Genomic DNA, 12,856 nt, shown 5'->3' with positions numbered 1-12,856 from the left:
GTATGCTAAAACGATTATTACCCAACTGGTTAGTAGGCATGCTGGCAACAAGTTTGTTGTTAGCAAACACCCTAGTGTGGGGAATAATCGTCTTCTTACTCGGATTGGTGAAACTCATTTTGCCAATGAGGGCAACCACAGTCGTACTGCATTGGGCCTACAATGGTTGGCGCACTGGCAACCGCGTTGCTTTGATACTCGGATGCGAACAAATTAATGTTGATTTTAACGGTCAAGTTGACAGCAATGCGTGGTATTTATTGATTTCTAACCACTTAAGCTGGTTGGATATCGTAGTGTTAAGTGCTATCACTGACTTGCCCGCGCCAAAATTCTTCCTAAAGGATGAACTTAAGTATGTGCCTCTTATTGGCAGTGGTGCATGGGCCATGGGCATGCCATTTATGAAGCGTGCCAGCAAAGAGCAAATAGCCAAAAATCCAAAGTTAAAAGGCATGGATGTAGAGCGCACAAAGCGCAGCTGCCACAACTTTAAACAATACCCTTCTTGTATCGTTAATTTCGTTGAAGGTTCTCGTTTTACTGAGCATAAACATCAACGCCAAGAGAGCCCATTTAGTTACTTGTTAAGACCAAAAGCGGGTGGAATAGCGTTTGCTTTACAAGTACTTGGTGAACAGTTTGATGGTCTGCTAGATGCTACACTGTGTTATAAATCAAAGAGCTCGCATATATGTCGCGATTTTATGGTGGGACAGTTGTCGCAAATTGATTTAGTCGTCGATGTGCGGGAAATTGCTCCCGAAATGCTGGGCGATTACCAACAGGACAAAGCGTTTAGAGTTGAATTTCAACAGCAATTAAATGACATTTGGCACACCAAAGATGGGATCATCGCGAAACAGATCAGACCGGTTGCAACAACGGACTGCACTGAAGTCGCAAACAATACAGGAAAGGTATGACTCAAGGGCATTTACACAGCTTAATAAGCCCGCTATTTGCGGGAACTGAGAGGGCGGAATTTCTAACAGCGATGACCGCGACAGGCATTGGTGTGTTAGCAATCATCCTGATGTACTTTTTTCTCACCAGCTTGATGTTACCTGGATTGCAAAATCTGGTGATGCGCGTTGCGCCTTCGACAACATCTGCGCTCAAGCCATTGCTGGTGAAATTGAATCGCCGCTTGGCGGGGTTTATCTGCAGCGTTGCCTTTTTAGCCACTTTCCATAATGTCTTTCTTGCATCGGACGTCACCATTGATGTCATCCGTTCTTGTGTCAAAATCATCTTAATTATCTATGGCGGCTTTATTGTTAGCAGTGTAGTCAGTATCGGTGGTGCAATTTATAACCAATTCGCATTTTCTCGCGAAGTGCCCATTCAGGGATTAATTCAATTAGTTAAGTTGATCACCTTCATCATTTGCGGCATTTTAATCGTGGCGTTGTTGCTGGAGCGTTCACCGACTTACATTATTTCGGGCTTTGGTGCGATTGCAGCCGTAACCATGTTAGTGTTTAAAGATACCATCCTTGGTTTTGTTGCCAGTATTCAAATCGCTGCTAACCGCCTAGTTACCTATGGTGATTGGATACAAGTGGACAGCTATGGTGCAGACGGGGAGGTCATTGATCTTGGTTTGAATACCGTAAAGGTTAGAAACTGGGATAACACCATCACCACACTGCCAACCTACACCTTGGTATCTGGGTCGTTTAAAAACTGGCGCGGTATGCAGGAATCAGGTGGTCGACGTATTAAACGCTCGCTCAATATTGATATGAACAGTATTCGTATTGCTGATGAAGAGTTGCAGCAGCAATTAGAGCAAACACTAGGATTGTCAGAGTTAATCAATAAGGCTTCTTTACCAGAAAAAGTAACGAACTTGGGTTTGTTCCGTCGTTACGCCGAAGGGTACTTGAAACAAAATGAGCGTATTAATCGCGATCTTACCTTAATGGTGCGCGAGCTTCAGCCTCTCAATCATGGCTTACCCATTGAATTCTATTGTTTTAGTGCAGATAAACGGTGGATTTCGTATGAACACCTGCAAGCGGAAATCATGGACCATCTGTTGGCGGTATTGCCGATATTTGAGCTCAGACCGTATCAGAGCGTGACGGGGCAGTTTAACGGCGGTGCACAGTAGCACCGCAGTTTTGGTTTAGCTAAATTGCACCAGCAATAGGCCCAGAGCTACAAACACCGCGATAAGCATCAAGATAGGCGGCTTAAATTGGCGCAGTATCCATAGCCCAATAACCGCAAAAACCACATACCACCACTGCGTCAGCCCAGCTGGAATAATGGGGTTATAAAGCGCAGCCAAAATAAAGCCTACCACTGTGGCGTTAATCGCCGTGCTAATACCCGCGATTGCTGGGTTTGCCATCAATGCATGCCAATGCTTGTGAAAAGCGAGTACGAGTAAGAATCCCGGAGCGAAAATCCCTAAAGTAGCCACGAGCGCTCCAGCCAGTGGAGCTGATGGCACTAATACGGCCCCTAAGTAGGTGGCAAAGGTAAACATCGGCCCAGGAATGGCTTGTGCTGCAGCATAACCCGACAAGAAGGAATCAGCATCGACATCGCTCAAGATGGTATCTAATAAGGGTAAAACAACATGACCACCGCCAAATACTAAAGAACCCGCCTGATAAAATTGGGCACTGAGCAACCAAAAACCTGAGCTTGCCAAAAAGCTCAATGCGAAGAGTATAAGAAAGAGACTTAATGGCAATAGACTGATTTTCGATGAAGCCTTTTGTGCAACATGATCCTCAAATGGCTTTAAGAATGTAACCCCTATCAACGCCGCTAAAGTTAATACTGCAAGTTGTGTATATAAGTTTGGCAGTAATATGAGCGCCAAGGCACTAAGCGCTGCAAGAGCCCTCAGCGTCCAATTGTTGCAAAAGCTTTTTGTCATAGATATCAGCGCGTCACACACAATTACAACGGCAAAGAGTTTCAGACCGGTAATCACACCAGATGTAGCCCATTGCACTTGGCTAGCACCGACAGCAAGCATTGTCATAATGAGCACAGATGGTAGCGTAAAGCCAAGAAAAGCAGCCACTCCTCCCCAAAATCCGGCTCGTTCGAGACCTATAGCAAAGCCGACTTGGGAGCTGCCGGGTCCTGGAAGTAACTGGCTAAGCGAAATCAAATGACCATATTGCTGTTGGCTGAGCCATTTCTTATTGTCCACGAAATGACGTTGGAAATAGCCAAGATGTGCGGCTGGTCCACCAAAACTGGTACAGCCGAGCAAGAAGAACTGATAAAATAGTGATAACAACTTCATTGTTAAATTATACTGGTACTGTGTGTAACATATGTGACACTACAGGAAGGTATGGGCGAGTTGCAATATAATCGAGGCAGTTACTTAATGTGTATTAGGATCTTCGCTGGGCTTTTTCTCTTATTACAGTGCTCTTTCGCCGTCGCTGAAGTAACCAAAGTGACGGTGGCTATAGATCACGCCCCTCCTTATAGTTACACCAATGATGTCGCTCAACCAAGTGGATTAATTCTCGATATATTACGTCCTATCTCACAAGAGCTAGGTATTGAAATTAAGACCGTAACTTGCCCGTTCTCACGTTGCATTCACATGCTCGAGCAGGGTGAAGCCGATGTGATGGGGGCTAATTCGCACACCGCAAAGAGAGCAGCAACTCACGTTCGTCACCCCAGCCTACATGGCGCTGCATTCTTCTTTTCGCTTCTATTCATTGCGTGCAACAGAGTTAGTCGTGCGCGAATATGACGATTTATACGGTAAACGTATTGCTGTGATGCGCGGTGCAGCCCACTTTTTGCGATTTGATAAAGACGCTAAGTTAATGAAGGTGCCCGTCACATCCGAGCAATTAGCGGTCGAGATGCTTTTGAAACATCGTGTCGACTTGTTTATTGGTGTTGAAGACACAGCCGATCATGCAATGAGTGTGTTACAGCAACCGGCTGAGCAATTGATTAAACAGCCGTATCACTTCGAAGATTCTATTTTTGGTCACATGGCCTTTAGCGATGACTTCGCAAAAACAGAGATGGCGAAAGAGATTACCAACAGATATCGACAGATGGCAAACCAAGGTGAACTCACTGAGTTGGTTGCGCCATATGCCCTTCCTCCCGTACCCAGCTATTCGCTATAAAAACAATTTAAAACCGCCCGCGTAAGATGAACAATCTTAACCGCAAGTTCATTAAGCGTTGATAACATCAGCCCCTAAGGAAATAAATAGGACAACAAATCATGGCCAAACTAGCAAAATCTTTTACTCCCGTTATTGCCGCAGCATCAGTCGCATTATTGCTAACAGGCTGTCAGGCTACCAACACGCAAAAAGGAGCAGGGATTGGCGCAGGGATTGGAGCCGTTTTAGGTAAAGCCACAGGTGACCACGATGATAAGCGTATTTTCATCGGTGCCGCAATCGGTGCTCTCGCTGGAGCAGCTGTGGGTGACTACATGGATAAACAAGAGCAAGCATTTAGAGATGAGCTTGCGGGTTCAGGTGTTGAGGTTGTGCGTGAAGGTGACAATATTCGCCTCGTTATGCCTTCAAACATCACGTTTGCAACGGATCAATCGTATATTTCAAGCGGGTTCCACAACACCCTTGATGCGATTGCCAGCGTAATGAACAAATACGAGAAAACCTACCTCAGTGTTGAAGGTCACACTGACAGCACAGGTAAAGACTCTTACAACCAAAGCTTGTCAGAGCAGCGAGCCCTGAGTGTTAAAAACTACTTAGTAAACAGCAACATTCTTGCTGCACGTATCAGCACTCGTGGTTACGGTGAAAGTCGCCCAATTGCAGACAATGGCACAGCAAACGGTCGTGCGTTAAACCGCCGCGTAGAGATTCAAATCGTACCTAACGTACAAAACTAAGCGCTTTGTGTGGGTTGATTAAACTGCAACTCACATAAACGCTGATAAAGCGGTGATTGCTGCAACAAGGTTGCGTGATTGCCGCTTGCTACTACCTTTCCTTGGTCCATCACCACTATTCTATCCGCATGCATGACCGTACTGAGACGATGCGCAATAATCAGTGTCGTACGGGTTTTCATTAATTCAGTCAGTGCAGCTTGCACATGATGCTCACTTTCGGCATCCAGTGCGCTGGTCGCTTCATCGAGTAGTAATATTTCTGGGTCTTTTAAGATTGCACGGGCAATGGCGACACGTTGTTTTTGACCGCCTGATAAACGCACGCCACGTTCACCTAGAAAACTTTGGTACTTGTCAGGCAGTTGCTGCACAAACTCATCGGCGTGAGCTTGTTTTGCTGCTGAAATCACCTCTTGTTCGTCTGCATTTTGTTTGCCGTAAGCGATGTTGTGATAAACATCCGCGCTGAATAACACCGGTTGTTGTGCGACGATGGCCATTTTGTCGCGTAAGTCGAAAAGAGAAAGCTCTTTTATATTTACACCCTGAAGCTCAATGGCGCCTTCACTGACATCGTAAAAGCGTTGCAGTAGTTCGAACAGGGTACTTTTACCCGCACCGGATGGCCCGACGATGGCGAGAGTTTCACCCTCGGCAATGGTTAAATTAAAATGACTGAGTGCCGCTTGATTGGGTCTTGATGGGTAATGGAACGACACATCGTGGAACTGAATTAAGGTTTGCTGTACAGCAAATTGTAATACTTGAGGCTGCTCGGGATCGATAATGTCACTGTTCACCTCCAATAACTCAACTAAACGCTTCGCTGCGCCTGCCGCGCGTTGTAGCTCACCATAGATTTCTGCCACAGTGCCTACCGACATGGCGACCACAATGGCATAAAACACAAAGGCTGCTAATTCACCACCAGACATGGCCCCGCTGAGCACATCCACACCGCCACTGTAGAGCATTAGACTGATACCTGAGAAGGAGATGAAAATAACAAAGGCAATCAAAAAAGAGCGCTGAATAATACGCTTTTTGGCGACGGCAAATGCTTTGTCTACCTCGGCGCTAAAGGCATTAAGCTCATTGCTTTGGCGGTTAAAGCTGTGCACCGTTTTGATATTTTGCATCACTTCGCCAGCGTAGGTACTGATATCAGCAATCGCATCTTGTGAGCTACTTGCTAATTTACGCACGCGGCGACCGAACAACTTCATTGGCAGCAGCACCGCAGGCACGCACAATAGAACAATTAGGGTGAGTTTTACGTTGGTGATAAATAGCATGATGATGCCACCGATCAGCATCAAGCTGCTGCGCAGTGCCATGGACAATGAAGAACCGACGATGCTTTGAAGTAAAGTGGTATCAGTCGTCAGGCGCGACATTATTTCACCGCTGCGATTTTCCTCAAAATAACTAGGGTGTAGTGCCACAATGCGTGCGAAGACCGCTTTACGAATGTCGCTACTTACCCGCTCTCCAAGCCATGACATTAAATAGAATCGGCAAAATATACCGACTGCCATCACCGCTATTAAAGCAATAAGCATGAACACAGAGCTGCGTAATTGCTCCATAGAGCCAGCAATAAATCCTTGGTCAATTACCTGCTTCAAGCCTTGCCCAAGCGATAAGTTGATACCTGCGGTAATGACGAGCGCGAGCAGTGCCCCAGCAACCACCCATTTATAAGGGATAAGAAAACGAAAAATGGGACGCAAATGGCGCAATGCGCTTTTTTCTGTTGCTGTGTTGGTCATGCTGGAACCTAGTTAGGGACTGACGATTACAGTGTAACAGAGCATTTTACGGGTGAATATACATCAATACTTCTTTAACTCGGGTTTATATCGTAAGCAGATGTAATATCAATTTTAAAATAATTAACTGTTATTTAACTAATAATTAACCTTGTGGTTTCTAAGGTTGTCTGTGGCGTTGTGACTTAAAGAAAGGAATAAAGATGAAACTAAGTGAAGATTATCACACTATCAAGCGTGTATGCGCCGCTATAGCGATGATTGCGAGTCTATCGGCTCACGCCGATTGGCAAAAAGAATCCATGTACAAAGACCAGTACAGCACATTGAATACGTGCTCAGGGCAATTTCCGAGTTATTGGCAAGATCCAAAATTCAGTGACATGTGGCCGGGGCAGGTCATGTCTAATGTGCCCACCCAAGTATATTCGGGGCCCGTTTTTCAGTTATCCGATTTATATCCAACGCAACCTGTCGATGACGCCAAAGCGCAAAAATGGCGAGATAAACGCTTTGATGCCTTGTTTGATGAAAACACCGATGCGAAAAAGAAATACAAACTCGCACTCGAGTATTCGCAGGCGGTAATGGACTACGTCTTGGCAGGCAATACTCAGCGAGCGGGAATGGAAGACTTTAATGTGTGTGAAAACGAGATAAGGCCTTGGTTCCACATGCCATTTCAAACATACGACCCGATGTCAGGGCGTGAATTTACACACGGCTTAACACGTGAAGCGCCAGTGACCTTTTCTGTACAGGGCGGCACAGGCACTGACCAATCAACCATGTGGGCAGTGGGCATTTATAATGCCACAGCGGCCTACACTCTTGGTACAGTGTGGCAGAATGGGTCAGCGAAGGTGCCACAAAGCAACATCACTTTCGATGAAGGGGCGGTCATTGCTAAGCCTTTATTTAACACCTCAACTGTCACGCAGCTACCAATATTGACCAATATGCCGAGCTGGAATGCCAACATTTCTGATCCCGATTTTTGTAACTGTAAACCAAAGTCAGGCAACGAGTGTACCTTGCAAGAGGAAGCACAACAGTGCCCACGTAGCTATGCCCAGTGGGATGACGTAAAACTGCTGCAATTCGACTTTGCCGTCAAAGACAGTCGCGCACCCGATACCAGCTGGGTCTACGGTACCTTTGTCGCGGATGGACTTCGCAAAGCCAAGGAAAAAAATCCGTGGCGTCGTATGTCATTGCTAGGCGTGATGTGGGGTAACGATACGCCAGCACAAGGCCACTACGCCATTAACTACCCAGAATCACCACGAGAAAACGGTTTTAAAGAAGCGGTGATCATCTGGGATACAGTGGATGAGCTAAACAAATATGCGGGTTCAGGGCGCACTCGAGCACCGGGGCATTTGGGTTGTAATGAGCGATTGAATGGCCCCGCAGACAATAGCAATAGTTCGTGTATGTCGTGCCATGGTACGGCATCAGTTCCCGATGACGAATTCACCACACCACCATTAATTTCTCAGTTCTCTGGCGACCAAACCCATCAATGTGTATCGCCACTGATCAGCAATACACAGCAGGGCATGGATCGCGCTGGCGATAGCGCTGAGGTACTTAGTAGCATCGCATTTGCGACGGTAGACCAAACGTATTTCACCAATACGGGAGCAGGACAACCGTTCAATATGATGGTGCCGAATGAGCAAGGTGAAACGGTCAACTTGATGGTCGCTAGCAATGCGCCCAATTATTCGGGCAGTTCAGACAAGCAATGGCGTTCATTGGATTATTCGTTGCAGATGTCCATCGCGCTTACCCAGTGGATGCAATATCAAGCGAATAAGAAGGTTGCACCCGAACAACAAGTTCACAAAAAAGAACTGCGTCGAAATATCGAATAGGTAACCACTCCAAGCTCACCGACCTAGGTGAGCTTTTTATCTCGAGTAGACGGCTTGTAACTTCAACCCTTTTGGGTATAAATAGGGTAAACAGCTTATTTTTAAGGCGTCTATTTATGAAAGCAACAGGTACGTTTAATGTCACTTTGAATCCTCAAGATGCGTATGCCACAGGTGTGGACAATATAAACTTAGGGCGCATGTCGATAGACAAAACCTTCAGTGGTGACTTACATGGAATTAGTCAGGGTGAAATGCTCAGCGCCATGACCGCTGTTAAAGGTTCGGCGGGGTATGTTGCGATTGAACAAGTAACGGGCACGCTGGTAGATAAAAAGGGAAGCTTTGTATTACAACATTTTGGCACCATGAACAAAGGTAAAGATGCCCTGACTCTTGAAGTAGTGCCAGATTCAGGCAGTGGTGAGTTAACAGGATTGTCTGGAAAAATGAGCATCAAAATTGAAGATGGCCAACACGTTTATGAGTTTGATTTTGAGCTGGAGTCTAATGCATGAGTGCGCAAGAAAAGGTGCTTGCGAGTGCGCAATTTGACCCCAAGGTAAAACAGTATTGGTTAGTCATTTGGCTACTAGTATGTTGTTTGACCTTATTTGGGATTGTGTTGATCCCCGTTATAGCCTTGATTGTGTGGGTAGTCAGTGGGCGCATCTTGGCAGCCATGTCAGCGACTTTAAGCGAAAAGAAGCTGGTGGTAAAACGTGGCATCTTGGTGCGCGTCGAAAAATCGATTCCGCTGGATAAAATCACCGACGTTGCCTTAAGTCAGGGGCCAATCATGCGTATGTTTGGTATTCACCGTCTGAGTTTTGAAACAGCAGGACAATCAGGCACCGGCGCTTTGGTATCTTTGCTCGGTGTCATAGAAGCCGCGCAGTTTCGTGAAGCCATTCTCACCCAAAAAGAAAAATTAGCAGACAACCAACAGCACACCTCTGAATCAGTATCTTCAACACAAGGTTTGCGCCAGTCAGATTGCGGTTCACAGCAGCGAGAACTCATAGAGCGCTTAGTTGAGGCTGTGGAGCGCATTGATGCACGCCTAGCCAGCATTGAAAAGCGCGATCATTAATCGCGCTTTTAATTGACTGCGTCGTTTTGGGTCGAATCATCTGCATTTTTCGACATGTTTTTGCGCATAATTGATTGAGTGGCTTGTTTCGCCAGCACTTTTTCTATTGCGATTATCGGGATTTTTGGTTATTCGCCGCTCTAGCACGTTTGTATGACTGTTTTTTAACCTTCACTCCTCGCTGTACCCCGTACCCCACATATTGCATACGTATTCATCACATGTAATTCACCTATTAGTTACAATTTATTAGTTGGTTTTTGACAACAACAATACAACAGGTGCAAAGCCTCCAACGATAACAGGGTGGAATTCCAATGGGGAAATTCAAGCTAAGTGCATTAATGCTTGCGATGTTCGCAACGCAGGGTGCCATAGCCGCGACGGACGAAGAAAGTACAACAGCAAAGGAGCAAGATCCTGAGCTTGAAGTAATCGAAGTACGTGGATTTAGTCGCAGCTTAATTCAATCACTAAACCAAAAACGTTTTACCGACACCGTATCAGAGCAGCTATCTGCGGATGATCTTGGTGCCTTACCTGATGTATCGATGGCCGATGCATTAACGCGACTACCCGGTATCTCGGCGGTGCGTACGGGCGGACAAGCGGCGGAAATTAACATTCGTGGTCTCTCAGGTGGGTTTGTATTTTCGACCCTTAATGGTCGCGAGCAAGTATCAACCAGCGGCAGTCGCAGCATTGAGTTCGACCAATACCCGTCAGAGCTAATTAGCTCTGCGGCGGTTTATAAATCGCCTAAAGCATCTTTGATAGAAGGCGGCGTAGCCGGCACCGTTGAGCTGCAAACAGCTAGCCCATTGGACAACGACCAACAACATTCATTTACGGCGAATGTGCGCGGCATGTATAACGACCGAGCTTCTGAGGTATTTGACGCCACAGAATATGGGGATCGTATTAGTTTCTCATACCAAGGTAAATTTCTTGATGAAACGCTTGGCGTTGCGTTAGGTTATGCACGTTTGTTTCAGCCGAGTGTCGCGACGCAATTCATAGGTTTGCACTACAACGGCAATAAAGATGTCGATGGTCTTGAAAATGACACGAACGGTCCGGCGGATAACCCTGCTAATGAGTACATCAGTGAAGGTTTTGAGCTGCAACATTTAGGCGGTGAAGAAACCCGAAATGGTTATTTAACTTCAATTGAGTGGGTGCCAACCGATAACTTCAAACTCAAAGGCGATGCGTTTTTGTCGCGTTTTGACAGTGAATCGTTTGCCCGTGGCTTCCGAGTGAAGTTTGGTGGCCCTTCAGCTGTGTATGCGAATCCTGTTTTAGATGGCAATGCGGTGATTGGCGGCGCTATCAACCGCACGTCGAACAGTTTTACTCGTGTTGAAATTGTGAATGATGACAACCAAGATTTCGATGAAGTTGATAGCTATGGCATTAATGCTGATTGGCAAGTCACAGAACGCTTAAACGTTAACGCCGATGTGTCGCTATCGCGCGCGAAAAGCAATTTCCGCAATGGTTTGCTGTGGGCGCTGGTGGCGGAAGATGCAACCGTAGAAAATCCAGTGTTTGATACCAATGTATCGATTAACTACCAGTTAAATGGTTTGGATCTGCCTGATATTGGCTTTAATCAAGCCGCTGCGTTTAGTGATATCGATCGCGTCATGGTGAGTAAGTACGGTATTTATCCGTACGAAAACGAAGACGAAGTGAAAGCATTTCGTCTCGATTTCAAATATGAACTGGAAAATGACTGGTTTAGCTCAATTGAATTTGGCGCACGTTATTCAGATCGTGAATACAGTAACGATCGCTCAGTGTTTGAATACGGCAATGACGGCGCATTTTCTGCTACTCAGCCGCCACTGCGCTTAACAGATGACATGGCAACCGTAGTGGATTGGCAAGGTGAGTTCAGTTACTTCCCATCGTATCTTGCCATTGACCTTAACAAAGCGCTCAATGCTTGGTTCCCAAATGGCATCCCACAACCAGTACAAACTTGGGGTAATGCCGATGGCGTAGTGGATTTGGATGGTGACGGTCAACCAGATGCTCAAGGCTATACCACTAACTACTCATGGACCATGTTGCAAAGCGGTTCGGTTTATGAAGAGGTGGTGTCGGCGTATGTGATGCTCAATATCGACACTGAAATTGGTTCTTTACCAGTCACAGGTAATATCGGTATTCGCCGTGTTGATACTGACCAGTCTGCGACGGTTTTAGAAAATGTCGGTGGCGATCCGCAGTTAGGGGCGCAGTACATTGTCGACGAAAATGGCATTGTGAACAGCCTGTATGCACCCAGCGTACTGGGGATTGATTTCACCGATTACTTACCATCTCTCAACCTTAACTTCAAGGTAAACGACGCAACGCAAGTGCGTTTTGCTGCCGCTAAAGTGATGGCACGAGCACCCATCAACCGTTTAGCAGGTGATGCCAGTGCATCAGTTAACAATGACGGTGAAATCAACGGTTCAAGTACCAATAACCCATTCCTAAAACCTTTCTATGCCGATCAATACGATATTTCTTATGAGCGCTACTTTGAAGACACTGACGGTGCGTTTATCGTGGCGGGTTTCTACAAGAATATCGACTCATTTATCGATACCGTAGCGCTTGAAAACTTTGACTTCAAAGGCAACGGATTCAACGTACCTGACTTCATTGTTGACCCTGTGAGCGGTGAGCAGATAGAGACCACCAATGGTGTTTATACGACAGCTGTGAACAATGCCGAAGGTGGTTATATTCGCGGTATCGAACTTGCTTATACGCAAGTATTCTCGTTCTTACCCGCACCATTTGATGGCTTGGGTGTCAATGCCAGCTACTCCTACACCGAGAGTGAAGTGCAATCAATCACTGATTTAGGTGGTGAAACGGTCGCTCAAGACCTACCTGGACTGTCAAATAACGTATTTAACACCACGTTGTTCTACAGCTATGAAAACTTTGAAACGCGTTTAAACGTGCGCTACCGCGATGACTTCGTATCGGAGCAAGTGGCGGTAAATGAGCAGGTGGTTAACTTTGACGCAGAGACCGTCGTGGATTTCCAAACCTCGTATCAGTTCTCAGACTCGTTTGGCATGTTGTTGCAAGTGAATAACCTCACTGATGAGCCAACACAAAGCTATTTTGGCACAACCAGTAAAACCGGTACGACGCAGTTCTTCGGTCGCCAGTTTTATTTAGGTTTTACCTATAATCACTGAGCAGCAAGTTGGAG

The 12,856-nt window shown here is 46.1% G+C and carries 11 protein-coding genes; 9 read left to right on the top strand and 2 right to left on the bottom strand.

Translation table 11 applies throughout. The features are described 5' to 3' along the window. The first annotated feature begins 2 nt into the window (after window positions 1–2). Entirely contained in the window at window positions 3–926 is a 924-nt protein-coding gene (locus tag ACH19P_RS01220; RefSeq protein WP_462156718.1) for an acyltransferase, read from the top strand. Beyond that, window positions 923–2,119, top strand: coding sequence for a mechanosensitive ion channel family protein (locus ACH19P_RS01215; RefSeq protein ID WP_462156717.1), 1,197 nt, complete (start codon window positions 923–925; stop codon window positions 2,117–2,119). Before ACH19P_RS01220 ends, ACH19P_RS01215 begins: the two co-directional genes overlap by 4 nt. Window positions 2,120–2,134: 15 nt before the next feature. Here the strand turns inward: ACH19P_RS01215 and chrA are convergent, their stop codons facing one another. Beyond that, window positions 2,135–3,277, bottom strand: coding sequence for a chromate efflux transporter (gene chrA, locus ACH19P_RS01210; protein ID WP_462156716.1), 1,143 nt, complete (start codon window positions 3,275–3,277; stop codon window positions 2,135–2,137). A 51-nt stretch (window positions 3,278–3,328) separates the two neighbouring features. Between chrA and ACH19P_RS01205 the strand changes: the two genes are divergently transcribed. From ACH19P_RS01205 to ACH19P_RS01195, 3 genes are all read left to right on the top strand, one after another. After that, a complete protein-coding gene (locus ACH19P_RS01205; RefSeq protein ID WP_462159293.1) occupies window positions 3,329–3,745 on the top strand; it encodes a substrate-binding periplasmic protein in 417 nt (138 codons plus the stop codon). Next, a complete protein-coding gene (locus ACH19P_RS01200; RefSeq protein ID WP_462159372.1) occupies window positions 3,678–4,136 on the top strand; it encodes a hypothetical protein in 459 nt (152 codons plus the stop codon). Before ACH19P_RS01205 ends, ACH19P_RS01200 begins: the two co-directional genes overlap by 68 nt. 101 nt (window positions 4,137–4,237) lie before the next feature. After that, window positions 4,238–4,882, top strand: a complete 645-nt coding sequence (locus tag ACH19P_RS01195; RefSeq protein ID WP_462156715.1) for an OmpA family protein — start codon at window positions 4,238–4,240, stop codon at window positions 4,880–4,882. Here the strand turns inward: ACH19P_RS01195 and ACH19P_RS01190 are convergent. Then, on the bottom strand, window positions 4,879–6,657 hold the full coding sequence (locus tag ACH19P_RS01190; RefSeq protein WP_462156714.1) for an ABC transporter transmembrane domain-containing protein: 1,779 nt from the start codon (window positions 6,655–6,657) through the stop codon (window positions 4,879–4,881). The genes ACH19P_RS01195 and ACH19P_RS01190 overlap by 4 nt on opposite strands. Before the next feature lie 203 nt (window positions 6,658–6,860). Here ACH19P_RS01190 and ACH19P_RS01185 point away from each other — a divergent pair, with 203 nt between their 5' ends. The 4 genes from ACH19P_RS01185 to ACH19P_RS01170 all read left to right on the top strand — a co-directional run bounded on the left by ACH19P_RS01185 (window position 6,861) and on the right by ACH19P_RS01170 (window position 12,842). Beyond that, window positions 6,861–8,537 carry a hypothetical protein gene (locus ACH19P_RS01185; protein WP_462156713.1) on the top strand — a complete coding sequence of 559 codons (1,677 nt, stop codon included), beginning with the start codon at window positions 6,861–6,863 and terminating at the stop codon, window positions 8,535–8,537. Between the two features lie 116 nt (window positions 8,538–8,653). Beyond that, window positions 8,654–9,055 (top strand): DUF3224 domain-containing protein, encoded by a 402-nt coding sequence (locus ACH19P_RS01180; protein WP_462156712.1) that lies wholly within the window; start codon window positions 8,654–8,656, stop codon window positions 9,053–9,055. Further along, complete coding sequence (locus ACH19P_RS01175; RefSeq protein WP_462156711.1) at window positions 9,052–9,630, top strand: PH domain-containing protein; 579 nt, start codon at window positions 9,052–9,054, stop codon at window positions 9,628–9,630. The genes ACH19P_RS01180 and ACH19P_RS01175 overlap by 4 nt, the downstream gene beginning before the upstream one ends. Before the next feature lie 317 nt (window positions 9,631–9,947). Further along, complete coding sequence (locus ACH19P_RS01170) at window positions 9,948–12,842, top strand: TonB-dependent receptor (RefSeq protein ID WP_462156710.1); 2,895 nt, start codon at window positions 9,948–9,950, stop codon at window positions 12,840–12,842. Window positions 12,843–12,856 lie beyond the last annotated feature (14 nt).

It is taken from the genome of Pseudoalteromonas sp. GB56, from assembly GCF_054923835.1.
The sequence above is the reverse complement of the archived record's forward strand: the minus strand, read 5'-3'. Positions and strand labels throughout refer to the sequence as shown.